This is a genomic window from Kitasatospora sp. NPDC001119 (assembly GCF_053598475.1).
The window spans coordinates 1-23,734 of record NZ_JBSFKI010000054.1 but is presented as its reverse complement, the minus strand read 5'-3'; the positions used below and the strand labels follow the sequence as shown (position 1 = coordinate 23,734).

The following is a 23,734-nucleotide window of genomic DNA, read 5'->3' as shown; positions in this document are numbered from 1 at the left end:
CGGTCAGAGCTTCGGGGGTCGTGCCTCGTACGGGGTGGACAGGACGACGGTGGTGCGGGTGGAGACGCCGGCGGCGCTGCGGATGCGGGCCAGCAGGTCCTCCAGGTCGCCGGGGGCGCCGACGCGGACCTTGAGTATGTAGTTCTCGTCCCCGGCGACGCTGTGGCAGGCCTCGATCTCGGGCAGGCCGGCCAGCCGTTCGGGGGTGTCGTCCGGGGCGCTCGGGTCGAAGGGTTTGACCGAGATGAACGCGGTCAGCGCCAGGTCGACGGCGTCGGGGTCGATGATCGCGGTGTAGCCGCGGATCACCCCGCGCTGTTCGAGGCGGCGCACCCGCTGGTGCACCGCCGAGGTGGACAGGCCGGTGGCCTTGCCCAGGTCCGTGTAGCTCATCCGGCCGTCTTCGAGGAGCAGCTGGACAATGCGTTGGTCGAGATCCTCCACAGTGCGCAAACCTACCCGGTCGGGAGCACGGGGGGCGCACGCGGTGGCACGGGGAGGGATCGCAGGTACCGGGCGGGCACATGCCGGGCGAATGTGGCGTCCGGTGTGGCCAAGGACACACCCGGTGCATCACGGTGCACGGGACCGCAGGGTTATGAGTCCTGATCACAGGGAAGTGCTGGTTGTGGCCCTGGACGACCACGCCGGGCCCGATCCTAGGGGGATCCTCATGCCTGCTACTGACCAGCGTGTGCTGGGCGCCGACGAGACCGACGATATGACCGACCGCGAGGACCTCGCGGTCGATTACATGCCGGGCACCGACCCCGGCGAGGCGGAGAACTGGGACATCTTCCGGGTCGACTGCCCCGAGTGCCGCCGCCCGATCGCCCTGGTGGCGGACGAGGACCGGCTGCCGCAGCACGCGCTGCTGCCGACCGCCTGGAACCCCTTCGCCCCCGCGATCTGCCCGGGCTCGGGCACCCCGACGGACGACCTGGCCGAGGTCGAGGCCCCGGAGGACGCCGAACCGGCCCGGATCGACGCGCTGTTCAAGCTCCCGACCGGGCTGGACTGGCGCACCCAGCCGTTCTCGCACGCCGTCGCGCACCGCCCGGTGCGGCTCGCCGCGGTCGGCCAGGCCGCTCCGACCGCGCCCGCCGCCCCGACGGTCGCGACGATGCGGGCCGCCATCCCCGAGCAGCGCCGCCGTCGTCCGGCGCTGACCGCCCGTACCGCCAAGGCGAGCTGACGCTCCGCCGGGAACGCCTCCGGCCGTCACTCCGCACCCTGGAGTGACGGCCGGAGGCCGTGGAGAGGGAAGGCCGTCAGGCCTTCGTGAGGTGGCGGCCGATCACCAGGCGCTGGATCTGGTTGGTGCCCTCGACGATCTGCAGCACCTTGGCCTCGCGCATGTAGCGCTCGGCCGGGAAGTCCTGGGTGTAGCCGTAGCCGCCGAGCACCTGGACGGCGTCGGTGGTCACCCGCATCACCGCGTCGGTGCAGAACAGCTTGGCCATCGCCGCCTCCTTGGAGAACGGGCGGCCGGCGTCCCGCAGCCGGGCGGCGGAGAGGTAGAGCGAGCGGCCGGCCTCGATCTGGGTGGCCATGTCGGCGAGCATGAAGGACAGGCCCTGGAACTCGGCGATCGGGCGGCCGAACTGGCGGCGGGTGCGGGCGTAGTCGACCGCGAGGTCGAGCGCGGCCTGGGCCACCCCTATCGCGCAGGCGGCGATGCCGAGGCGGCCGGAGTCCAGCGCGGCGAGCGCGATCTGGAAGCCCTGCCCCTCCTCGCCGACCAGCCGCTCGCGGGGCACCCGGGCGCCGTCGAAGTGCAGCTGCGCGGTCGGCGAGGACCACATGCCCATCTTGCGCTCCGGCGGGGCCGCGGACAGGCCCTGCTGGGTGCCGGGGACCAGCAGGCAGCTGATGCCCTTGGGGCCGTCGACGCCGGTGCGCACCAGGGCGCTGTAGAAGTCGGCCTGGCCGCCGTGGGTGATCCAGGCCTTGGTGCCGTTCACCACGTACGTGTCGCCGTCGAGGTCGGCGCGGGTGCGCAGCGCGGCCGCGTCGGAGCCGGACTGCGGCTCGGAGAGGCAGTAGGCGCCGAGCTGCTCGCCGGAGAGCATGGCGGGCAGCCACGTCTCGCGCTGCTCGTCGGTGCCGAAGGTGGCCAGCGCGTGGCAGGACAGGGTGTGCACGCTGACGCCGAGGCCGACGGCCAGCCAGCCGGCCGCGAGCTCCTCCAGCACCTGCAGGTACACCTCGTAGGGCTGGTCGCCGCCGCCGTACTTCTCGTCGTACGGGAGGGAGAGCAGGCCGGCTTCGCCGAGGGTGCGGAAGACCTCCCGCGGGAAGCGGCCGGCGGCCTCGTCCTCCGCCGCGCGCGGCTGGAGCTCGCGCTGGACCAGGTCCCGGGTGAGGCCCAGCAGCTCGCGGGCCTCCTCGGTGGGCAGCTGGCGCTCCACGGCTTTCACAGGGGAGGGGGTCATGGCGGTGGTCGCCTCCTCGATCGGGGCGCGGGACCGAGGTGTCGGCCGGTCCGGCGTGGGTGTGGCTGGTCGGACCGACCGGCACCGGGTTGCGGTGAACGGCCGTTCACAGTCGTGGCGAAGGCGAGTATGCCCGAAACCCGCGCTGCCGTCACGACCTGCACATATGAACTGGACGCAGTGGCGGGCTACGGCACCGTAGGGTTGACGTTGTGGCTGTATCCGAACCCCTCCCGACCCGATTCCGGCCCGCTCCGGACGACCGGCTGACCGCGCTCGCGGCCGAGTTGCGAGCGCTGCCGCCCTCCTGCGGGCCGGTGCGGCTGGTCGCGGTGGACGGCCACGCGGGCTCCGGCAAGACCACCTTCGCCGGACGGCTGGCGGCGGCGCTCGGCGGGGCCCCGGTGGTCCACCTCGACGACCTGGCCACCCACCACGAGCCCTTCGGGTGGACCGGACGGCTGCGCGAGCAGGTGCTGGAGCCGCTGGCGGCCGGGCGGGACGCCGAGTACCGGGTGTACGACTGGACGCTGCGCCGCTTCGCGGGCGCGGCCGCGGTGCCGGCCGCCCCGGTGGTGCTGGTGGAGGGGGTCGGCGCCGGGCGGCGGGCGGTGCGGCCGTGGCTGGCCCGGGTGATCTGGATGGAGCTGGACGCCGTCTCGGCCCGGCGGCGCGGGGAGGAGCGGGACGGGCCGGAACTGGCCGAGTTCTGGGCGGGCTGGGCCCGGGCCGAATCGGCGCATTTCGCCGCCGATCCGAGCCGTCCGCACGCCGTGACGCGGGTCGACGGGGTGACCGGCCGGATCGCCCCGGACACCGTCGGTGAATCTTCAACCAACGCCTTGACCTGCGACATCGCCAGGATCTAGGTTCTCCTCAGCCACCGGAACACCAGATTCCGGTTGCCTCGGACCCGGTGCCCCCGGCTTGTTCCCCCGTGAGCCGGGGGCCCCGTCCGGTCCCCTTCCGAAACCCGCTCCCCCGCCGCCCGTTTCGTCGCCCGGCCGCTCAACGGCCGCTCGTGCGATCGCATTTGCCCCTGTGCGGCACCCTTCCGGATCAGCGCCGCGCCGGTACGATTCCTGGCAGGCGCAGTTGCGCCACAGGGGGTCGACGACCACCGGCCAGGCTAGGCGCAGGCAACCCGCCGGCCGAGCCCCGGGCCGCACCGCGGGGGGCGTGAGTGACGACGGTGGACAGTTCCGACAGCACGGCGGGCGGGCCCGACCGGCTCGCCGACCGCGCCTGGCTGCGCGCCATGGACGCGTACACGGCCGGTGCGTACACCCGGGCCGAGGAGGAGTTCCGGGCCGCCGTCCGGCTGGACCCGGGCATGGCCGACGCCTGGCTCGGACTGCACGCGCTGCGCAGCGACACCTCGGCCGCGCTGCTGGCCATGTACCGCAACCAGAAGCGGTTCGGCGAGCAGCGGCGACTGCACCGACGGCCGCTCAGTTCCTGGTACTGGCTGGGCTGGTGGGTGCAGCCGGTGCTGGAGGACGCCCGCGACCTCGCGCTGGCGCACGCCTCGCACTGGCTGGACGGGCGCCACCTGGCCGAGCTGGACCGGGCGTTGGAGCAGTGTCCGGCGCCCAGCGAGGACCCGTCCGCCCGCTTCCTGTACGCCTGCCGGTCCTACCTGCTCAAGGACTGGGAGCAGCTGATCCGGGACACCGACCGCCTGCTGGACGACCCGCTGCTCGGCATCGAGGCCGGGCTGTTCGCCGGCATGGCGCGGGTGCGCCTCGACATGTGCGCCCAGGCGCAGGCCCCGCTGGCCGCCTCGCTGGCCCGCTGCCGCTCCGAACAGCCGCAGCGCAAGGAGCTGCGGTACTGGCTGGCCCGGGCGTACGAGGGGGCCGGGCGCAGCGCCGCGGCGCTGCCGCTCTACCGGGCGGTGCACCGGGCGGACCCGGCGTTCATGGACACCGCGACCCGGCTGACGGCCATCTCGGCCGAGGACGCGCTCGCCGACGGCCTCGTGGACGCCATCGCGGACGGGCTCGCCAACGGGCTCGCGGACGGGCTGACGGCGGGCGGCAGCCCGGGTGCGGCCGACGCCGCCGCACCGGGCGGGCCGGGCGCCGATCCCGGCTACCCGGACGACGCCGGATACCCCGAACTGCCCGGGTACGGGGAGGAGTTCGCGGACGCGGGCGGGCCGGGCGGCGCGACCGTCCCCGGCGACGGGCTGTCGAACGACGGAGTGCCCGGCGGGCTGTCGAACGACCTGCTGTCGAACGGCCTGGCGTCGAACGGCGGCGGACCCTCGGTGGACGCCGGACTGGTGGACGGCCCCCCGGCGGACGGGGCCCTGGCCGGCGGCGCCCTGCTGGACGGGACCGCGACCGGCGGCGCCCGGCTGGACGGCGCCCTGGCCGACGGCGCTCCGCAGGCCGCCGGGGAGCGCTCCGGCTCGGGCGCGCCGACCGGCCCCGCCGTACCGCCGCTGCCCGCCCTCGGCCGGGTGCAGCCCCGGACCGCCGCCGTGCCGGAGCTCCGGTCCGCCGGCGACGAACGGGAGTTGGACGCGGCCCTGGCCGAACTCTCCCTGATGGTCGGCCTGGAGCCGGTCAAGCGCCAGGTGCGGGCGCTGTCCGCCCAGTTGAGAATGTCGCGGCTGCGGGCCGAGCAGGGCCTGCCCGTCCAGCCGCCGAAGCGCCACTTCGTCTTCTCCGGCCCCTCGGGCACCGGCAAGACCACCGTGGCCCGGATCCTCGGCCGGGTCTTCCACGCCCTCGGCCTGCTCTCCGGCGACCACCTCGTGGAGGCCCAACGCGCCGACCTGGTAGGCGAGTTCCTCGGCCAGACGGCCGTGAAGGCGAACGAGCTGATCGACTCCGCGCTGGACGGCGTGCTGTTCATCGACGAGGCGTACAGCCTCTCCAACTCCGGCTACACCAAGGGCGACGCGTACGGCGACGAGGCGCTCCAGGTGCTGCTCAAGCGCGCCGAGGACAACCGGGACCGGCTGGTGGTGATCCTGGCCGGCTACCCCGAGGGCATGAACCGGCTGCTCGCCACCAACCCCGGCCTCAACTCCCGCTTCACCACCCGGGTCGACTTCCCCAGCTACCGCCCCGGCGAGCTGACCGCGATCGGCGCCGCGCTGGCCGGCCGGGACGGCGACGGCTGGGACGAGGACGCCGCCGAGGAGCTGGCCAGCATCTGCACCCACGTGGTCCGCGAGGGCTGGATCGACGAACTGGGCAACGGCCGGTTCATCCGCACCCTGTACGAGAAGTCCTGCGCCTACCGGGACCTGCGGCTGACGCTGCTGCGCGAGCCGCCGGGCCGGGAGGACCTGGCCACCCTGCGGCTGCCGGACCTCGTCCAGGCGTACGGGGAGCTGATCGACGGCCGGAGCTGATCCCCGCACCGGCCCCCTGCTCAGCCCCTGAGGAGCGCGGCCTCCCGCTCCCGGTCCAGCCCGACCCTGACCCGGTCGCTCCGCTGCGGCGCGCTGCCGCCGATGGACCGCAGCCAGGCCCAGGTGGACTCGACGGTCTCGGCGACCGGGCGGCAGCGCAGCCCGGCGCCGAGCGCGCGCTCGACCGAGCCGGTGTGCAGGAAGTCGTACAGCTCGCCGGGCGCCAGCCAGATCGGCAGCTCGGTCCACGGCTCGACGCCCGCCGCGAGGATCCGCTCCGGGTCCGTCCAGCGCAGTTCGGCGTCCGAGCCGGTGGCCCGTACGCAGGCCTCCAGCAGCTCGCCCATGGTGGCGTGGCCGGACGGGCCGACCAGGTTGTACGGGCCGCCGAGCCGGGCCGCCGAGGCGTCCAGGAGCCAGGCCGCGAGGTCGCGCACGTCGATGTACTGGAGGGCCAGGTCGCGCGGCCCGGGGGCGAGCACCGGGCCGCCCTCGGCGATCCGGTTGAGCCACCAGGGCAGCCGGCCGATGTCCTCGTGCGGGCCGATGATCAGCCCGGCCCGGGCGAGCAGCGCCCGCCCGCCGAACTCCGCCTCCAGCGCCAGCTCCGCGCCGCGCTTGGCCTCGGCGTAGGGCACCTCGCCGGTGAGGTCCGGGGAGGAGGCGACCACCGGCGCGGCCTCGCCGGCCCCGGCCACCAGCGGGTGGTCGTACACCGACCGGCTGGAGACGTAGGCGTAGTGGCCGACCCGGCCGTTCAGGAGGCGGGCGCTGTCGCGCACCGCCGCGGGGGCCCAGGACCAGGTGTCCACCACCGCGTCCCACTCCCCCGTGCCGAGCGCCGCGAGGCCGTCCGGCGCGGTGCGGTCGCCCGTCAGCACCCGGACGCCCCCGGGCGCGGGCTGCGTGCCGCGGTTGAGGGCCGTCACCTCCCAGCCCCTGGCCAGCGCCTCCTCGGCGACGACCCGTCCGACGAACCCGGTTCCACCCAGCAGGAGAAGTCTCATGCCGACCACCCTGCTACCAGGGTGGCCGGCATGGGAACGGGTGCATGCTCAGGGCAGAATCGCCAGGAGCGGACACGCCGTCGGCGAAAGCCGGAACTCTCCGGGGAGGCGCCGACCGACGGGCGTCAGGCCGTGGCGCGGTGGTCCGGGTCGTGCATCTCGCCGACCAGCTCCTCCAGCACGTCCTCCAGCATGACCACGCCGAGCGTGCGCCCGTCCTGGTCCAGCACGGCGGCCAGGTGGCAGGTGGCCCGGCGCATCGCGCCGAGGGCGTCGTCCAGCGGGAGGCTGCCGCGCAGCACCGTGATCGGCCGCCACAGGCGGGCCGGGACGGGTGCCGAGGGGTCGTCCACGTCGAGGATGTCCTTGAGGTGGACGTAGCCGAGGTAGCCGTGGCCGGCCGGGTCGCCGTCGGTGACCGGGAAGCGCGAGAAGCCGGTGCGCAGCGCCAGCTCCTCGACCTCGGCGGCGGTCGCCTTGGTGTCCACGGTGACCAGCTGCTCGGGCTTGAGCAGCACCTCGGTGACCGGGCGGCGGCCCAGCTCCAGGGCGTCCTCCAGGCGCTCCTGGCGGCTCTCGTCGAGCAGCCCGGCGTCCCGGGAGTCCGCCAGCAGGTACATCAGCTGCTCGGTGGTGAAGACCGACTCGACCTCGTCCTTGGCGTCCACCCGGAACAGCTTCAGGATGCCGTTGGCGGAGGCGTTCAGCGCCCGGATCACCGGGGCGAGCCAGCGGGCCAGCCGGTCCAGCGGCGGGCCGAGCCAGAGCGCGGCCTTCTCCGGGCCGGCCATGGCCATGTTCTTCGGCACCATCTCGCCGAACACCATGTGCAGGAAGACCACGAGGGCGAGCGAGATGCCGAACGAGAGCGGGTGCATCAGGCCGGACGGGACGCCGATCGCGTGGAACGGGCCCTCCAGCAGGGAGGCGATGGTCGGCTCGGCGAGGGCGCCGAGGCCCAGCGAGCAGACCGTGATGCCGAGCTGGGCGGCGGCCAGCATCGCCGAGACGTTGGACAGCGCGTGCAGCACGGTGCGGGCGCGCTTGTGCCCGGCCTCGGCGAGCGGCTCGATCTGGCTGCGGCGCACCGACACCACGGCGAACTCGGCGCCGACGAAGAAGGCGTTGCCGAGCAGGAGCAGCAGCGCGACGGCCAGTTGCAGGGCGGTCATCGGCCCTCCTCCCGGTCCTCGTCGAAGCGCGCGGGCGCGGTGGTGCGCTCCACCCGGACCTCGGTGGTGCGGTGGCGGTCGACACCGGTCACGGTGAACCGCCAGCCGGGCAGCTCGGCCTGCTCGCCCACCTCGGGGAGCTTGCCGAGCAGGTCGGCGACCAGGCCGGCCAGGGTCTCGTACGGACCGTCCGGGGCGTTCAGGCCGATCCGCTCCAGCTGGTCGATCCGGGCGCGGCCGTCGGCCTCCCAGACCGACAGGCCGTTGACCGGCGGCAGCGGGAACAGCTCGGGGTGGTCGTCGGGGTCGTGCTCGTCCTGCACCTCGCCGACGATCTCCTCGACGATGTCCTCGACGGTGACGACGCCGGCGGTGCCGCCGTACTCGTCGACCACGATGGCCATCGGCTGGAGGCGGCGCAGCTGGTCGAGCAGCCGCTCGGCGGGCAGCGTCTCGGGCACCAGCAGCGGCGGCGAGGCCAGCTCGGCGACCCGCACCAGGCCGCGCCGGGCGGCCGGGACGGCCAGGGCGTCCTTGAGCGTGACGATGCCGGTGACCTCGTCCAGGCTGTCGGTGTGCACCGGGAAGCGGGACAGGCCGGTGGCCCGGGTCAGGTTGATGACGTCGGAGGCGGTGGCGTCGCGCTGGAGCGCGGCCACGTCGACGCGCGGGGTCATCACGGACTCGGCGGTCAGCTCGCTCAGCGCGAGGGTGCGGACGAACAGGGTCGCCGACTCCTCGTCTATCGCGCCGGCCTTGGCCGAGTGACGGGCCAGCGAGACCAGCTCGTCGGGGGTGCGGGCGTGCCCCAGCTCCTCCTGCGGCTCGACGCCGAAGGCCCGTACGGTCCGGTCGGCGGTGCCGTTGAGGAAGCTGATCAGCGGGCGGCAGACCCGGGAGAAGGCCATGTGCGGGGCGGCGACCGCGCGGGCCACCTGGAGCGGGCGGGAGATCGCCCAGTTCTTCGGCACCAGCTCGCCGATCACCATCTGGACGACGGTGGCCAGCACCATGCCGACGATCACGGAGACGCCGCGGGCGGCCGAGTCGGGCACGCCGATGCCGGTCATGACGGGTGCGAGCAGGGTCGACAGGGCCGGCTCGGCGAGCATGCCGACCACCAGCGAGGTGACCGTGATGCCGAGCTGGGCGCCGGACAGCTCGAAGGAGAGGTGCCGCAGGGCCCCGGCGACGCGGCGGGACTTGGCGTCGCCCGTCTCCGCGGAGCGTTCCACCTCACCGCGCTCGACGGTCACGAAGGCGAACTCGGCAGCCACGAAGAGGCCGTTGGCGAGGATCAGGAGAACGGCTGCGAGCAACAGCAGCCAGGCGGTGATCACAGTGCCGCCTGCCTTCCGGGGAGCGGAAGCGAGGCGGCGCAGGTACTACCGGACGGATCGTCCATCGAGGGGGAGTGTCACTCCTCTGGTCGGGTTCGGGCACTCGATTTTCGGGCAGGGCGAACTTTGCCCTGCTTTTACCAGCGTAGACCATACCCGGATGGGCGTAGGAAGCCCGTTCGGCCCGCCGGGGACGGGGAACCCCAGGTGGGGGGACGTCCGCCCGGGTGCGGGCCGGGGCGCGGGCTCAGGCCCGGTGCAGGCCTTCAGGCCCGGGACCGGGCTCAGACCCGGCGCAGGCCTTCGGGCCCGGGAGCGGGCTCAGGCCTGGGCGTGGTGCTCGACCAGGTCGCGCAGCGCCCGGGCGTCCGCGATCGCCTGGTCCTTGCCGACGCCGGACTGGATGCCGACCGCGGCGAGCGAAGTGCCGTCGGCGAGGTCGAGGGTGGCCCACGGGTCGCCCTGGCGGAAGTTGACCCGGACGATCTCGGCCCAGGCCAGCCGGCGCCGGCGGACGAAGTTGACCACCGTCACGCCCTCCGCGTCGGCGCTCACCTTGGGGCGGGCCAGCATCAGGCCGACGCCGGCGAACAGCACGCCGCTGGCCGTCATCATGATCCGGTCGTTGAGCTGCCAGTTCTCCGGGAGCAGCACGGCCATCGCGGAGAACAGCACCACCATCAGCACGCAGACCGGCAGCAGTACGGCGCGGGTGCGGCGCGGAGCCCAGGTGACGGGGAACTGGACGGACGGCGTGGACACGTGGGTTCTCCGGGGGTGGTTCTGGTGGCGGCAGCACGGCGGGGCGGGGACGCCGACCGGCGTCCCCGCCCCATTGAACCGTTCTTTACCCGCGCTCGGGCGGGCGGGTCAGAGGCGGCAGGCGTGGATGTTGGTGACCAGGATGGCCCGGGCGCCGATGCCCCAGAGGTCGTCCATGATCTGCTGGGCCTCCTTGCGGAGCACCATCGACCGCACCGCGACCCAGCCCTCGGTGTGCAGCGGCGAGACGGTCGGCGACTCCAGGCCCGGGGTGAGCGCGACGGCCGCGCCGACCTTCTCGGCGCGGATGTCGTAGTCCATCAGCACGTAGCGGCGGGCCACCAGCACGCCCTGGAGGCGGCGCAGGAACTGCTCCACCCGGGTGTCCTCGCCCGCGCCCTTGGGCCGGATCACCACGGAGTCGGAGACCAGGATCGGCTCGCCGAACACCTCCAGGCCGGCGTTGCGCAGGCTGGTGCCGGTCTCCACCACGTCGGCGATCACGTCGGCGACGCCCAGCTGCACCGCGGTCTCGACCGCGCCGTCCAGCTTGGTGACCGTCGCCTTCACGCCGTGGTCGGCCAGGTGCTGCTCGACCAGGCCGGTGTACGAGGTGGCGATCCGCAGGCCCTCCAGGCCCTTGACGTCCTCGACGTCCACGCCCTCGGGGCGCGCGAAGCGGAAGGTCGACCCGGCGAAGCCGAGGGCGAGCACCTCCTCGGCGTTGGAGTGCGAGTCCAGCAGCAGGTCGCGGCCGGTGATGCCGACGTCGAGGCGGCCGGAGCCCACGTACACCGCGATGTCGCGCGGGCGGAGGAAGAAGAACTCCACCTCGTTGTTCGGGTCGACGAGGACGAGCTCCTTGGGGTCCTTCCGCTGGCGGTAGCCGGCCTCATGGAGCATCTCCGCCGCGGGACCCGAGAGCGAACCCTTGTTGGGGACGGCGATGCGCAGCATGGGAGGTTGCTTCCTTACCTGTTCGGAGGATGGGGGTGCTCGGGAGAGCGGGGGTGTCTAGAGGTACTTGTAGACGTCGTCGAGCGTCAGTCCGCGGGCGATCATCATCACCTGGAGGTGGTAGAGGAGCTGCGAGATCTCCTCCGCCGTCTGCTCGTCCGTCTGGAACTCGGCGGCCATCCAGACCTCGGCGGCCTCCTCGACGACCTTCTTGCCGATCGCATGGACGCCCTGCTGGACGAGCTGCGCGGTACGGGAGGACGAGGGGTCGCCGGTGGCGGCCTTCTGCTGGAGCTCGGCGTAGAGCTCCTCGAATGTCTTCGAAGCCATGATGGGGCCACCTTACGGCGTGCGGGCGGACGGACGGTAAACGGTCCCGGAGCGTGGACAGTCGGGTGGACGTCCGCGCTCCGGGACCGGACGGACCGGGTGCGGCCCCGTGTCAGAGCGCGGCGCGCAGCGCCACGACGGTGGCGACGGCGGCGGTGACGGCCTCGTGGCCCTTGTCCTCGGCGGAGCCGGGCAGGCCGGCGCGGTCGATCGCCTGCTCCTCGTTGTCGCAGGTCAGCACGCCGAAGCCGACCGGGACGCCGGTGTCCACGCTGACCTGGGTGAGGCCGCTGGTGGCCGCCTGGCAGACGTAGTCGAAGTGCGGGGTCCCGCCGCGGATCACCACGCCGAGGGCGACCACGGCGTCGTAGCCGCGCTCGGCGAGGCGCTTGGCGGCGACCGGCAGCTCGAAGGTGCCGGGCACCCGCAGCACGGTCGGCTCGGCGACGCCCAGCTCCTTGAGCGCCCGGTGCGCGCCGTCCAGCAGGCCGTTCATCACCGTGTCGTGCCACTGGGCGGCGACGACGGCGACCTTGAGGCCGGCGGCGCCGTCGATGGTCAGCTCGGGGGCTCCGTGACCGCTCATGTTCTCTTCCGTTCTCTGGTGTCGTCGCTGGTTCTGAGGTGTGCGGCTTCAGGAGCCGAGGCCGGGCAGGTCGTGGCCCATCCGGTCGCGCTTGGTGCGCAGGTAGCGCAGGTTGTGCTCGCCGGGCGCGATCTCGACCGCTTCGCGCCCCTTGACCTTGAGCCCGTGCTCGGTGAGCGCGGTCAGCTTCTGCGGGTTGTTGGTGAGCAGGGTGAGCGAGCGGACGCCGAGGTCCACCAGCATCTGGGCCGCGATGCTGTAGTCGCGGGCGTCGGCGGGCAGGCCGAGGTCCAGGTTGGCGTCGACGGTGTCCCGCCCCCGCTCCTGCAGCTCGTACGCGCGCAGCTTGTGGGCCAGGCCGATCCCCCGCCCCTCGTGGCCGCGCAGGTACAGCACCACGCCGCGCCCGGCCTCGGCGACCCGTTGCAGCGAGGCCTCCAGCTGCGGGCCGCAGTCGCAGCGCAGCGAGCCGAAGACGTCACCGGTCAGGCACTCGGAGTGGACCCGCACCAGGACGTCCTCGCCGTCCGGCAGCCGCCCCTCCGCGTCCAGGCCGCCGGCCACCAGCGCGAGGTGCTCGACGCCGTCGATGGTCCCCCGGTAGCCGACGGCGGTGAACTCCCCGTGCACGGTGGGCAGGCCGGTGGCGGCGGCCCGGTCGACGTGCAGCTCGGTACGGCGGCGGTAGGCGATCAGGTCCTCGATGGAGATGATCGCCAGGCCGTGCTCGCGGGCGAAGGCGACCAGCTCGGGCAGCCGGGCCATGGTGCCGTCGTCGTTGACCACCTCGGCGATCGCGCCGGCCGGCGGCAGCCCGGCGAGCCGGGCCAGGTCGACGGCGGCCTCGGTGTGGCCGGGGCGGACCAGCACGCCGCCCTCGACGGCGCGCAGCGGGAAGACGTGCCCGGGGCGGGTGAGGTCGCCGGGCTCGGTGCCGGGCGAGGACAGCAGCCGTACGGTGCGGGCGCGGTCGGCGGCGGAGATGCCGGTGTCGACCCCCTCCCGGGCGTCCACCGAGACGGTGTACGCGGTGCCCTTGCGGTCCTCGTTGACCTGGGTCATCGGCGGGAGCTTGAGGCGGTCCAGCTCCTCGCCGGTCATCGGGGCGCAGATCACGCCGGAGCTGTAGCGGACGGTGAAGGCCATCAGCTCGGCGGTCGCGGCGGACGCGGCGAAGACGATGTCGCCCTCGTTCTCGCGGTCCTCGTCGTCGACCACGACCACGGCGCGGCCGAGCGCGATGTCGGCGATCGCCCGCTCGACCGGGTCGAGGACGAGCTCGGGGTCGGAGTCGGGCCCGGTGGCCCCGTTGCTGGACTGGTTCTCGGTCATCTCGGTCATACCGTGGCTCCCTGCGGGACGGTGGCGGACTTGGCGCGCGGCTCACGGGTGCTCAGCCACCAGGACCGCAGGCCGAGCAGCACCAGGACGAAGTAGACGGAGTAGGTGAGGCCGGAGAAGGTGTAGCCGCTGTTGAAGGCGAACGGCACGCCGACCGCGTCGACCGCGATCCAGGCGAACCAGAACTCCACCCAGCCGCGGGCCTGGGCGACCATCGCGGCCAGCGTGCCGACGAAGACGTAGGCGTCCGACCAGGGGCTCCAGGACAGGCTGGGGTAGGACGTGAAGAGCAGGGCGAGCGCGACCGTGCCGGCCGCCGTACCCGCCGCCAGCGCGATCCGCTCGCGCCAACTCGCGAACCGTACGGCGATCGTGCCGCCCTCGCGGCGGCCCCGCTGCCACTGCGCCCAGCCCCAGGCGGCGGTGACGATCACGATCAGCTGCTTGCCGATCAGGCCGGGGACGTGGCCGCCGAGGTAGGCCGCGATCAGCACCGCGCCGGACAGCAGCTGGACCGGCCAGCTCCAGACCGAGCGGCGCCAGCCGAGCGCGAGCCCGCCGAGGCCGAGGATGTTGCCGAACATGTCGGCCCACTTGACGTGTTCGCCGAGGACGGTGAACGCCTCGCCGCTGAGCCAGCTCACTCGGACTCCCCCGGGGTTCCGTCGACCGGCAGGCCGGACGGGGTGGACGGGCTGGAAAGGTCGGACGGGTGGGGCGGGTTGGAAAGGTTCGGCAGGTTCGGCAGGTTCGGGAAGTCGGGCAGGGTGCGGGACTCCAGGAGGCGCTCGACGTACTTCGCGAGCACGTCCACCTCCAGGTTGACGCCCTCCCCTACGGCCTTGGCGCCGAGCGTGGTCAGCGCGAGGGTGGTCGGGATGAGGCTGACGGTGAAGCTGTCCGCAGCCGCCTCCACCACGGTGAGGCTGACGCCGTCGACCGTGATCGAGCCCTTCTCCACCAGGTAGCGGGAGATCGTGCCGGGCAGCGAGAACCGCAGCACCTCCCAGCGCAGCTCGCCCGCCGCGTCGCGCTCGCCCGGCTCGCGGCTCAACAGCCGCCCGGTGGCGTCGACATGGCCCTGGACGAGGTGGCCGCCCAGCCGGGCGCCGAGCGCCATGGCGCGCTCCAGATTGACCCGCGAGCCGGGCGCCAGCGCGCCGAGGCTGGAGCGGTGCAGCGTCTCGGCCATCACGTCGGCGCTGAACTCGCCGGTGCCGGCGGCCAGTTCCGCCGGGCTGTCGACAACGGTCAGGCACACGCCGTTGACCGCGATGGAGTCGCCGTGCCGGGCACCCGTACAGACCACCGGGCCGCGCAGGCGGATCCGCGAGGAGTCGCCGATCTCCTCGATCGACACGACCTCGCCGAGCTCTTCGATGATGCCGGTGAACACCCGGGTTCTCCTCGCGCTTGGGGCGCGGACTCCGGGGCGGCATGGGAGATGACACGGACGGGCACCGGCGCACGGACCCGGGACACACCCGTCGCCGGGGATGCCGAGGCCACCGGGAGATCGCTCGCCCGGCACGGGAGACACCGCTCCCGTCGTTCACCTGACCGGGGCCCGGGAGGCAGTCTCCTGCCAGTGGACCCACGGGTACTGCTCTTCGTCCGCCCGCGCACGCCTCCCATCCGGACTTTAACCGTCGGTCCAGGAATTTCACCTGGTCAACCGGCCGCTGGCTGCGGACGGGTCGCGGACTGTAACCGCCGGTTCGGATTTTCACCGACCCCGGAGTGCGCTGAACGTCACTGCTTGATGCCGTCATTGTGCCACGGTCGGCGCAAGGGCAGGGAGGGCCTCCGGCTGTGGTCTGTTTCACGGGCTTGCGGGGAATGCGCGGCGGGGTGCTACCGCGGCTCCGCCGGGGGCGGGCCTGCTTGGCGGGCCATGTGCGCGGGGGTGCGCGTGTTCGGCGGGCCATGCGCTCGGAGGGCCGCGGCTCAGAGGGCCGCGGGGGCGGTGATCGACGTGAAGTGGGTGACCTCCGGCGGGTGGGCGAGGTAGCTCAGCTCACCCTCCGACCAGACCGGCCGGATCCGCCACATCGGCCCCGCGTACCCGCGCAGCGCCTCCTCGTCGCGCCAGCGGCTCAGCACCAGCACCCGGTGCCCGTCCTCGGACACCGAGCGCAGCAGCTCGCCGCCGAGGCAGCCGTCGGTCCGCCCGAGCTGCGGGATCACCTGGGCGGCCAGGTGCGCGCAGAACTCCTCGATGCGACCGGCCGAGACCTGCCCGGCCCAGATCCTGACGATCACGACCACCACCTCCGGCTGCGGCTGGCGTCCCACGCCCGGGCATCCCTCGCCCGGGCGCGCTGACCACTGACCCGGCGGTCCCCGCCCGGCGAGCCCCGAGCCAGTGGTCCCTGGCCCCCATTATGAGCGGAAAACCGCTGGTGGGGAGGGGTGGGGCCGGAATTTCACGGAGGGTTGCGAGGGCCCGGGGAACGGGGTGTGCCGAGCGGCCTCGGCTACATTCCCGGTATGACGACCACACCGGAATCTGTCGTTTCGTCAACCACCGCAACCACCGCGCCGAACCGGCCGGGCAGCCTGTTCGACGCCCTCCACGCGGGCGCGCTCAGCGATCCCGCCCAGCTGCGCGAGATCTACGAGCAGCCCGGCGACCAGGCGCGCCGCAAGCAGGTCGACCACCTGCACGAGGTCGCCCAGCGCCTGATCGCCTGCTCCCCGCTGGTCTTCGTGGCCAGCGCGGACGCCGCCGGGCGCTGCGACGTCTCCCCGCGCGGCGGGCCGGCCGGGCTGGTCTCGGTGCTCGACGAGTACACCCTGGCCATTCCGGACGCCACCGGCAACAAGCGCTTGGACACCCTGCACAACATCCTGGAGACCGGCCGGGTCGGGCTGCTCTTCGTCGTCCCCGGCCGGGACGCCACCCTGCGGGTCAACGGGCGCGCCTGCGTCTCGACCGACCCGGAGCTGCTGCGGCAGCTGACCGCCGTCGGCAAGCCGCCGCGCAGCGCCATCGTGGTCGCCGTCGAGGAGGTGTACGGGCACTGCCCGAAGGCCTTCCTGCGCTCCTCGGCGTGGAAGCCGGAGAACTGGCTCGCCAAGGACGAGCAGCCGAGTTCGGCGGAGGTCACGCTCTCGCACCTGCGGGACGAGTCGCTGACCGTGGAGATGATCGAGCAAATCGAGCGGGAGGCGCTGCTGTACCGGTACGAGTGAGGTAGCGGGGACTTCTCCGCTCGGGGTCCCCGTCTCGCTGTGAGTGGCCGGCGGTCGGTTTGGCGGGTGCCCGGCGAGGTGCCCGGCGGCCGGCGGCCGGCCCGGGTGGGTCGGGCGCCGGGCCGCGCGCCCGGCCTGAGCCTCGGGGCTCCGGCTGCCCCGTGGCTCAGGCCGCCTCGGGTTCGGGCGGCGGTGGGCTCAGGCAGCCTTGGGAAGGTCCACCACGGGCGCGCCGTCGGCGGCCCGCTGGACCGCCTCGACGCCCTTGTGGGCCGCGTCCTTGCTGGCGTAGCCCTGGCCGGTGGCGACGATCTCGCCGTTGCCCGCCTTGAGCCGGAACCGGTACTTGCCACCGGCGTCCTGATAGACCTCGAACTTGCCCGACATCGGGGCCACCTCCTCGCGGGGCCTCCTCGTGGAGCGCTCGATGCGCCCGCTGTCCGGCCCCCGGCGCCACCGTGCGCCCGGCACCGCCCAGGCCGCACCCGGGCGGCGGCCGGACGGGTGATGCCGGGCCCACCGGGGTTTGCGGAGGTGCCGGGGCGGGCGGCCGGTGGTTTGAATGGACGGATGGACTGCGTCTTCTGTGCGGTGGTGGCGGGCGAGGAGCCGGCGCACCGGGTGCTGGACGACGAGGTGGCGGTGGCCTTCCTGGACCGCCGGCCGCTGTTCCCCGGGCACGTCCTGGTCGTGCCGCGCGCCCACCACCCGACGCTGGCCGACCTGCCCGCGGCCGAGGTCGGGCCGTTCTTCCTGCGGGTGCAGCGGGTGGCGGGGGCCGTCGAGCGCGGGCTGGGCGCGGCGGGCAGTTTCGTGGCGGCGAACAACCGGATCAGCCAGTCGGTGCCGCACCTGCACGTCCACGTGGTGCCGCGCAATCCGAAGGACGGGCTGCGCGGGTTCTTCTGGCCCCGGCGGCGGTATCCGGACGAGGCGGGGGCGGCGGAGGTCGCGGCCCGGCTGCGGGAGGCTCTGGAGGGGTGACGGGGCGGGGCTCCGGCTCCGCGCCCTGCCGTGGGGATCGCGCGGGGGGTCGGTTGGGGTCGTACCTCCGCAGGAGCATCGGCGGGGTCGATATCGTTTTCCGGGCGGACGATCCGGCCGAACCGGGCGCCTAGGCTCGCGAGCATGAACGAACTCGCCTGTCTCGTGCAGCAGACGGCCGACCGGCTCGCGGGCCGACACGTCGGCGCGGTGGTCGCCGGGCTGGCCGGCGACGACGTGGAGATCCGGGGTGCCGGGCGGACCGGTCCGGGCCGTGGGATACCCGGGCCGCACACGCTGTTCGACATAGGCTCCGTCACCAAGGTGTTCACCTCGCTCGTGCTCGCACGGCTGGCGCTCGACGGAGCCGTCCGGCTGGACGAACCGCTCGCCGAGGTGCTCACGGGGGCCTCGGGCGGTCGGGCCGTCGTCCCGGCCAGGGGCCCGCAGCCGATCACCCTGCGGCACCTCGCCACCCACACCTCTGGGCTCCCCCGGCTGCCCCGGGGCATGCTGGCGCAGTCACTGCTGTCCCCCAACAAGCCCGATCCGTACGCCGGTTGCACTACCGAGTGGGTGCTCGACGGGCTCGCGCGGACGCGGCTGCGGACCGCGCCCGGGCGCGGCTTCCGCTACTCCAACCTCGGCGCGGGGCTGCTCGGCCTGGCCCTCGCGCAGCGGTCCGGCGTCGGGTACGAGGAGTTGGTGGCGCGCGAGGTCTGCGCGCCGCTGGGCCTGGTGGACACCTGCGTGCGGTCGGACGAGGAGCAGTCCGCGCGGCTGGCGCACGGGCACACGCCGGGCGGCCGGCCGGTGCCGCACTGGAGCTTCGGGGCCGTGCCCGGCATGGGCGGGCTCCGGTCGACCGCCGCCGACCTGGTGGTGTTCCTGCGGGCCCAACTCGCCGCCGGGCGCGAGCCGGAGGCGCCGCTGTCGGCCGCGATCGCCCTCACCCGGGAGACCCGCCACCGGGTCAACCCCTTCGCCTGGACGCACCTGGGCTGGCTCGGGCACCGGCTGCACACCCAGCAGGGCGGGCACCTCCAGATCTGGCACAACGGGGGCACCGGCGGGTTCCGTTCGTTCGTGGCCTTCGACCCGGAGAAGCGGGTCGGCGCCGTGGTGCTGGCCAACACCCGCCGGTCGGTCGATCCGGCGGGCACGGCGCTGCTGCGCGGGCTGCAGAACGGGTTCGCGGCGACGGGGTGAGGGCGGTGGCGGCGGCGGTGGCGGCGGCGACGGGTGACGGCGGGGCTGCCGCTCGCCGGCGGCGGGGGATTTCGATCGGAATGTGCCGATCGGCACTGTCGGCGGGCGCGGTGAGGAGTCGATCCTGGGCATCCGATGGTTGCGGCCCTCCTGAGGGGTTGCCGCGGAGCGGAGGGAGCTCGGTATGACGGTGGTGCGGGCCGCCCTGGCGGGCGTTGCGGCCCCGCCCAGGGGCACCCGGGCCGTTCGTCCCCACCCCCGTGGCGGGCGGCTGCGGCCGGGGCGCGATGATGGCGGGATCGAACCAGGCCAAAAGGTGCTGATTGGCACTGTCGCCGGGGGCGGCGCGCGGTCGATGCTGGGGTTCTGGAAGTCGCGGTTCCGTTGGGGGAGCCCTCCGACTGGGCCGAGTGAAAGGGGGCCGACGTGGCGGTGACGTGGTCGCCGACGCGGGTGCGGTCGGCGGGTGCGACCGGTTCTGCCGACCTGGCCGCTTCTGCCGGTGCGGCCGACGTGGCTGGTTCGGCCGGCGCTGCCGGTCGACTGGGCCCGGTGCTGCGGGTGCACAGACGGTTCCGGCCGCTGTCCTGGCCGGCGCGGGTGTGGCTGCACTCCTGCGGGGTGGCCGTCTCCGTGGTGGTCTGTCTGGCGCTCGGCGAGTGGTGGCCCGCGCCCGTACTGGCCGCCGCCGCGGTGGTGGCGGTGAGCGGGTACGAGCGGCTGCGGCCCACACCCGGGCTGCGCTCCGTACGGGTCCACGAGGGCGGGCTGGTGCTGGTCTCGGCCGGCGGCCACGAGGAGCCGCTGCCCTGGCGCGCGATGGAGGCCACCGAGTACTCCCCGGGAGGGCCGCACGGGGAGTACGAGCACGGGCGAATATGGCCGGCGGGCGCGGACGAGCCGCTGGTGCTGGCGCACCTGGGCGGGCTGGGCAGGCTGTTCCGGGAACTGGAGGAGCGTCTCTCCCCCGGGCTCCGGGCCGCCCTGCACGAGACGCTGCGCGCGGAGGGGAGCGTCCGCTTCGTCCGGGGGCGACTGACGGTGACGGCCGGCGGGCTGGTGCACCGGCCGCCGCACCCGCTCGCCGCGACGGAGGCCTACCGGTGGCCGGAGGTGCACTCGGCCCGGGCCTCCGCCCTCGGCGAGCTGGAGGTCCGGACGCACTCGGCCGGTCTCCCGCTCACCTTCCCGGTGCCCAACGCCCGTGCGGCCGCAGGCTTCCTGGAGGACCTCCGGACGGCCTCCACCGGCTGACGGCCCGCCCGGGCCGAGCAGCCCCGGTGCAGCTTCCCGCATGTTCGCGCAGGTCCGCCCGGGCCCGCCCCCTAGGGGGCGCCACAGTGCCTTCCGGAAGGGATCAGTACGCCGCTGAGTGGACGTCAGTTCCATGGCGGGCGGCCTACGGTCGCTGACATGAGCCGACTCCGTACGACCGCCGCCGCTGCGGCCCTGCTGCTCGCGCTGCCGCTGTCCGTCGCCGCCGCCGCGCCGGCCCTGGCGGCCGCGCCCGCCAACTCCGCCACCGCTCCCGCGAACCCGACCACCCGGGCCGCCGCCCAGGTCGAACTCCCCCGCCCGACCGGGCCGTACGCGGTCGGGCAGGAGGTCCTGCACCTCGTGGACCAGAACCGTACGGACCCGTGGGTGCCCGCCGCGGGTCCGCGCCAGCTGATGGTCTCGATGTACTACCCCGCGCACGCCGGGACGGGCACCCCCGCCCCGTACATGACGCCCGCCGCGGCCCGCGCGCTGCTGGACGGGAAGCTGCCGGGCAACACCATCCCGACCGAGGCGGTGTCCGGCACCCGGACGTGGGCGGAGTCCGGGGCCCGCCCCCAGGGCGGCCACTACCCGCTGGTGGTCCTCTCGCCCGGCTTCACCATGCCGCGTGCCACGCTCAGCAGCCTCGCCGAGGACCTGACCAGCCGCGGCTACGTCGTCGCGCTGGTCGACCACACCTACGAGAACACCGGGACCACCTTCCCCGACGGCCGGACGCTCCCCTGCGAGGTGTGCGGGACGCTGAGGACCCAGGAGGCCTGGGAGGCCCTGGACGCGAGCCGGGCGAAGGACGTCTCCTTCGTCATCGACCAGTTGACCGACCGCCCGCACCCGGCCTGGCGCTACGCCCGGCTGATCGACCGCGACCGGATCGCCATGGCCGGGCACTCCGCCGGTGGCGCCGCCACCGTCCCGGCCCTGCTCACCGACGACCGGATCCGGGCCGGGGTCGACCTGGACGGCACCATGGACTACCTGGTGCCCGAGTCCGGCATCAAGGGCAAGCCGTACCTGATGATCGGCCACCCGCTGCCCGGCGGCGGCGAGGACGAGAGCTGGCTCAGGAGCTGGCCCCGGCTGGACGGCTGGAAGCGCTGGCTGACCGTCGACGGCACCGACCACGGCAGCTTCACCGACTTCCCGCTCTTCTTCGACGGGCTCGGCCTCCCCAAGGGCCCGGACACCACCATCGGCAGCCAGCGGGCCGTCGCCCTCACCCGGCAGTACGTCGGGGCGTTCTTCGACCTCCAGCTGAAGGGCGTCCCCCAGCCGCTGCTCGACGGGCCGAGCGCCGCCAACCCGGAGGTGCGGTTCACCCCCTGACGGCCGTCCCCGAATGACAGCGATTTCCGAGTGACAGCGGTTCCCGGGGCGGGGCCGTCGGCAGCGCGCCGGCGGCCCCGTCGGTGTACGGGCGCTCTGCCGACGGTCAGCCGGGCAGCACTGCCGCCGAGGCGATCGGTTCGAGCAGCGGGTGGGGGCGGACCAGGGCGCGGGAGACCGGGTCCTCGCGGTGGCCGCCGGCCCGGGCGGGGTTGGGGCGCATGACGACCGCGGTCGGCGGGACGGGCCCGCCGCCGCAGGCCGGGCAGACGCCGACGAGGTCGAGGTCGGTGCCGCAGACGGCGTGCGCGAAGAGGTGGTACGGACCCCCCTCGGTGGCGTGCCGGCCGCCCCAGCGACTCAACTGGTAGAGCGGGCCCCAGAGTTCGAGCCCGGTACTGGTCAGCAGGTAGCCGTGGCGCAGCGGCGCCCGCTGGTACGGCTCCTTGCGCAGCACCCCGGCCGCGACCAGGGCGTTGAGGCGCGAGGTGAGGACGGCGCGCGGGATGCCGAGGTGGGTGAGGAAGTCGTTGAAGCGCTGCACACCGTAGAACGCGTCGCGCACGATCAGCAGGCTCCAGCGCTCGCCGACCACCTCCAGGGCGCGGGCCAGCGCGCACTCCTGCAGTTCGTAGTCGGTTCCCAGGGCCATGGGCGTCAGCCTAGTCCACCCCCCTTGTGGGTTCAATGAAGAGACCAGCAGTGGTAGCGTGCCGTCCGAGACGAAGGTTCATTCACCAGACCATGAAGGTCCGGCCCTCGGAGGGAACACCCATGCCCCCCGCACCACCTGGCTCCTCACCCGCCTCCTCCCCCGCCCCGGGCCCGCGCGTCCGGCCCGGGGCCACGCTGGCGACCACCGCGGCGGCGACCGCCCTGACCACCGTCGCGTACACCGCCCCCGCCGCCTCGCTCGCCGCCACCGCCCAGGCCGCCCACCTGGGCGCCTCCGGCCGCACCTGGATCCTCACCGGCACCCTGGTCGGCATCTCGGCGCTGCTGCTCACCGCCGGGAGCGCCGCCGACGACCACGGCCGCAAGCGGGTCTTCACCTTCGGCGTGCTGCTGTTCGCCGCCACCGAGGCGCTGGCCGCCCTCGCCCCCGGCGGCGCCGTCTACCTGGCCTCCCGGGTACTCCTCGGCGCCGCCTCGGCCGCCGTCCTGGCCCCCGCGCTCGGCCTGATCAGCCACGCCCACCCGCCCGGGCCCGGCCGGATCCGGGCGCTCGGCGTCTGGGGCGCGGCGGTCGGGCTGGGCATCGCGATCGGGCCGGTGTACGGCGCCCTGGTCCAGCAGTGGGCCGGATGGCGCGCGGTCAGCGGCGGGATCGCGGTGGCCGCGGCCGTGGTGGCCGGCTGCGCCGCCGGGGTCCTCACCGAGTCACGGGCCGAACGCCCACGTGCCCTCGACCCGTACGGGGTGCTCACCCTGGCCGCCGGCACCTCCTGCCTGATCGCCGGACTGGCCGAAGGCCGCGACGGCTGGGGACAGCCCGCCGTGGTGGCACTGCTGGCGGGCGGGGTGCTGCTGCTGGCGGCGTTCGCCGTGGTCGAGGCGAAGGTCCGGGAGCCGATGCTGGACCTCGCCCTGTTCCGCAGCCCCGGCTTCATCGCGGCCACCGGCGGGGCGCTGTTCACCGGGCTGGCCCTGGTCGGCTTCATGAGCTACCTGCCCACCCTGCTCCAGGGCGTGCTCGGCCTGTCCGGCCCGGCCGCGGCCGGCGTGCTGGCCCTGTGGTCGGGCCTCTCGGTGGTCTCCGCGCTCCAGGCCCGCCACCTGGCCACCCGCCTGTCCGCCACCGCCCAGGTCGCCCTCGGCCTGCTCGTCTGCGGCACCGGCGAGGCCGCGCTGTACGGGCTCACCCCCGGCTCGTCCTGGCTGCGACTGGCCCCGGGGCTCGCCGTCGCGGGCATCGGCAGCGGCATCCTCAACGCGGCGCTCGCCCGGCTCGCGGTCAGCAGCGTCCCCGCGCACCGGGCCGCCATGGGCTCCGGCGCCAACAACACCTCCCGCTACCTGGGTTCGGCCCTCGGCGTGGCCCTCACCGTCACCGTCGCCGGCTCCCCCCACCCCACCGCCCACACCCTCGCCGCAGGCACCGACCGGGCCACCCTCACCGCCGCCGCCCTCTGCCTCCTCGGCGCCCTCCTCGCCCTCGCCGCCCACACCACCGAATCCCGCACCACCCACCCCACCCCCGTCCCGTGAGCCACCGGGACCCCCTCCCACCCCCGCGAGACACCAGAAGTCGACCCATCCGACTTCCGCCGCGGCAGCTGAAACGCCTCCCCACCTGCGGCAACACAGGCACCGGTTTTGTCGGCAACGGTTGAGGTTCTGGACGACTTTCCGGATGCTGTTGGTGATCTTCATGAGTGACGGGTTCGAGTCCCGCCATCCGGTTGTTGGCAGAGTTGCTGGAATCGGGTGGTTGGGCCTGTT

The 23,734-nt window shown here is 74.1% G+C and carries 24 protein-coding genes and 1 riboswitch; of the genes, 9 read left to right on the top strand and 15 right to left on the bottom strand.

The window, feature by feature from the left end:
• Positions 1 to 3 precede the first annotated feature (3 nt).
• Positions 4 to 444 (bottom strand): Lrp/AsnC family transcriptional regulator, encoded by a 441-nt coding sequence (locus ACWDD9_RS39535; protein WP_045694655.1) that lies wholly within the window; start codon positions 442 to 444, stop codon positions 4 to 6.
• Between the two features lie 229 nt (positions 445 to 673).
• Between ACWDD9_RS39535 and ACWDD9_RS39530 the strand changes: the two genes are divergently transcribed.
• On the top strand, positions 674 to 1,195 hold the full coding sequence (locus ACWDD9_RS39530) for a hypothetical protein (RefSeq protein ID WP_181970507.1): 522 nt from the start codon (positions 674 to 676) through the stop codon (positions 1,193 to 1,195).
• Positions 1,196 to 1,271: 76 nt separating this feature from the next.
• Here ACWDD9_RS39530 and ACWDD9_RS39525 read toward each other — a convergent pair whose 3' ends face one another.
• Positions 1,272 to 2,435: an acyl-CoA dehydrogenase family protein gene (locus ACWDD9_RS39525; protein WP_074005169.1), complete on the bottom strand. Its 1,164-nt coding sequence runs from the start codon at positions 2,433 to 2,435 to the stop codon at positions 1,272 to 1,274.
• 212 nt (positions 2,436 to 2,647) lie between these two features.
• Here ACWDD9_RS39525 and ACWDD9_RS39520 point away from each other — a divergent pair, with 212 nt between their 5' ends.
• Together ACWDD9_RS39520 and ACWDD9_RS39515 are read left to right on the top strand one after the other, a co-directional pair.
• Positions 2,648 to 3,304, top strand: coding sequence for a uridine kinase family protein (locus ACWDD9_RS39520; protein WP_449814263.1), 657 nt, complete (start codon positions 2,648 to 2,650; stop codon positions 3,302 to 3,304).
• Positions 3,305 to 3,693: 389 nt separating this feature from the next.
• A complete protein-coding gene (locus tag ACWDD9_RS39515; protein ID WP_449814276.1) occupies positions 3,694 to 5,805 on the top strand; it encodes an AAA family ATPase in 2,112 nt (703 codons plus the stop codon).
• Positions 5,806 to 5,825: 20 nt separating this feature from the next.
• Here ACWDD9_RS39515 and ACWDD9_RS39510 read toward each other — a convergent pair whose 3' ends face one another.
• The 11 genes from ACWDD9_RS39510 to ACWDD9_RS39460 form a co-directional block, all read right to left on the bottom strand.
• Positions 5,826 to 6,812, bottom strand: coding sequence for an NAD-dependent epimerase/dehydratase family protein (locus ACWDD9_RS39510; protein ID WP_049651346.1), 987 nt, complete (start codon positions 6,810 to 6,812; stop codon positions 5,826 to 5,828).
• Between the two features lie 125 nt (positions 6,813 to 6,937).
• A complete protein-coding gene (locus ACWDD9_RS39505; RefSeq protein ID WP_049651345.1) occupies positions 6,938 to 7,984 on the bottom strand; it encodes a hemolysin family protein in 1,047 nt (348 codons plus the stop codon).
• A complete protein-coding gene (locus ACWDD9_RS39500; protein ID WP_449814262.1) occupies positions 7,981 to 9,324 on the bottom strand; it encodes a hemolysin family protein in 1,344 nt (447 codons plus the stop codon). Before ACWDD9_RS39500 ends, ACWDD9_RS39505 begins: the two co-directional genes overlap by 4 nt.
• Positions 9,325 to 9,645: 321 nt before the next feature.
• A complete protein-coding gene (locus tag ACWDD9_RS39495) occupies positions 9,646 to 10,086 on the bottom strand; it encodes a PH domain-containing protein (RefSeq protein WP_259316486.1) in 441 nt (146 codons plus the stop codon).
• Positions 10,087 to 10,194: 108 nt separating this feature from the next.
• Entirely contained in the window at positions 10,195 to 11,043 is an 849-nt protein-coding gene (gene hisG, locus ACWDD9_RS39490) for an ATP phosphoribosyltransferase (protein WP_049651342.1), read from the bottom strand.
• Between the two features lie 57 nt (positions 11,044 to 11,100).
• Entirely contained in the window at positions 11,101 to 11,373 is a 273-nt protein-coding gene (locus ACWDD9_RS39485; RefSeq protein ID WP_049651341.1) for a phosphoribosyl-ATP diphosphatase, read from the bottom strand.
• Between the two features lie 112 nt (positions 11,374 to 11,485).
• Positions 11,486 to 11,959 carry a 6,7-dimethyl-8-ribityllumazine synthase gene (gene ribH, locus ACWDD9_RS39480; RefSeq protein WP_049651340.1) on the bottom strand — a complete coding sequence of 158 codons (474 nt, stop codon included), beginning with the start codon at positions 11,957 to 11,959 and terminating at the stop codon, positions 11,486 to 11,488.
• Positions 11,960 to 12,007: 48 nt separating this feature from the next.
• Complete coding sequence (locus ACWDD9_RS39475) at positions 12,008 to 13,291, bottom strand: bifunctional 3,4-dihydroxy-2-butanone-4-phosphate synthase/GTP cyclohydrolase II (protein WP_449814275.1); 1,284 nt, start codon at positions 13,289 to 13,291, stop codon at positions 12,008 to 12,010.
• A gap of 5 nt (positions 13,292 to 13,296) precedes the next feature.
• Positions 13,297 to 13,944 (bottom strand): nicotinamide mononucleotide transporter family protein, encoded by a 648-nt coding sequence (locus ACWDD9_RS39470; protein WP_049651339.1) that lies wholly within the window; start codon positions 13,942 to 13,944, stop codon positions 13,297 to 13,299.
• Positions 13,941 to 14,696 (bottom strand): riboflavin synthase, encoded by a 756-nt coding sequence (locus tag ACWDD9_RS39465; RefSeq protein ID WP_449814261.1) that lies wholly within the window; start codon positions 14,694 to 14,696, stop codon positions 13,941 to 13,943. Before ACWDD9_RS39465 ends, ACWDD9_RS39470 begins: the two co-directional genes overlap by 4 nt.
• 223 nt (positions 14,697 to 14,919) lie before the next feature.
• Positions 14,920 to 15,047, bottom strand: a riboswitch (FMN riboswitch).
• Positions 15,048 to 15,247: 200 nt separating this feature from the next.
• Positions 15,248 to 15,595 carry an antibiotic biosynthesis monooxygenase family protein gene (locus ACWDD9_RS39460; RefSeq protein WP_049651338.1) on the bottom strand — a complete coding sequence of 116 codons (348 nt, stop codon included), beginning with the start codon at positions 15,593 to 15,595 and terminating at the stop codon, positions 15,248 to 15,250.
• 195 nt (positions 15,596 to 15,790) lie between these two features.
• Here ACWDD9_RS39460 and ACWDD9_RS39455 point away from each other — a divergent pair, with 195 nt between their 5' ends.
• Complete coding sequence (locus tag ACWDD9_RS39455) at positions 15,791 to 16,495, top strand: MSMEG_1061 family FMN-dependent PPOX-type flavoprotein (protein WP_079272680.1); 705 nt, start codon at positions 15,791 to 15,793, stop codon at positions 16,493 to 16,495.
• 198 nt (positions 16,496 to 16,693) lie between these two features.
• Here the strand turns inward: ACWDD9_RS39455 and ACWDD9_RS39450 are convergent, their stop codons facing one another.
• A complete protein-coding gene (locus ACWDD9_RS39450) occupies positions 16,694 to 16,882 on the bottom strand; it encodes a YegP family protein (protein WP_049651337.1) in 189 nt (62 codons plus the stop codon).
• 183 nt (positions 16,883 to 17,065) lie between these two features.
• Between ACWDD9_RS39450 and ACWDD9_RS39445 the strand changes: the two genes are divergently transcribed.
• The 4 genes from ACWDD9_RS39445 (at position 17,066) to ACWDD9_RS39430 (ending at position 21,292) form a co-directional block, all read left to right on the top strand.
• Complete coding sequence (locus ACWDD9_RS39445; RefSeq protein ID WP_375874879.1) at positions 17,066 to 17,479, top strand: HIT family protein; 414 nt, start codon at positions 17,066 to 17,068, stop codon at positions 17,477 to 17,479.
• A gap of 144 nt (positions 17,480 to 17,623) precedes the next feature.
• Complete coding sequence (locus ACWDD9_RS39440; protein WP_449814260.1) at positions 17,624 to 18,688, top strand: serine hydrolase domain-containing protein; 1,065 nt, start codon at positions 17,624 to 17,626, stop codon at positions 18,686 to 18,688.
• Positions 18,689 to 19,249: 561 nt separating this feature from the next.
• Positions 19,250 to 19,942: a hypothetical protein gene (locus ACWDD9_RS39435; protein ID WP_449814259.1), complete on the top strand. Its 693-nt coding sequence runs from the start codon at positions 19,250 to 19,252 to the stop codon at positions 19,940 to 19,942.
• Between the two features lie 159 nt (positions 19,943 to 20,101).
• A complete protein-coding gene (locus ACWDD9_RS39430; protein ID WP_449814258.1) occupies positions 20,102 to 21,292 on the top strand; it encodes an alpha/beta hydrolase family protein in 1,191 nt (396 codons plus the stop codon).
• A gap of 106 nt (positions 21,293 to 21,398) precedes the next feature.
• On the opposite strand, the gene ACWDD9_RS39425 is transcribed toward ACWDD9_RS39430, so the two are convergent.
• Positions 21,399 to 21,944, bottom strand: coding sequence for a winged helix-turn-helix transcriptional regulator (locus ACWDD9_RS39425; protein WP_380777929.1), 546 nt, complete (start codon positions 21,942 to 21,944; stop codon positions 21,399 to 21,401).
• A gap of 122 nt (positions 21,945 to 22,066) precedes the next feature.
• On the opposite strand from ACWDD9_RS39425, the gene ACWDD9_RS39420 reads away from it, so the two are divergent.
• Positions 22,067 to 23,500 (top strand): MFS transporter, encoded by a 1,434-nt coding sequence (locus ACWDD9_RS39420; RefSeq protein WP_449814257.1) that lies wholly within the window; start codon positions 22,067 to 22,069, stop codon positions 23,498 to 23,500.
• Positions 23,501 to 23,734 lie beyond the last annotated feature (234 nt).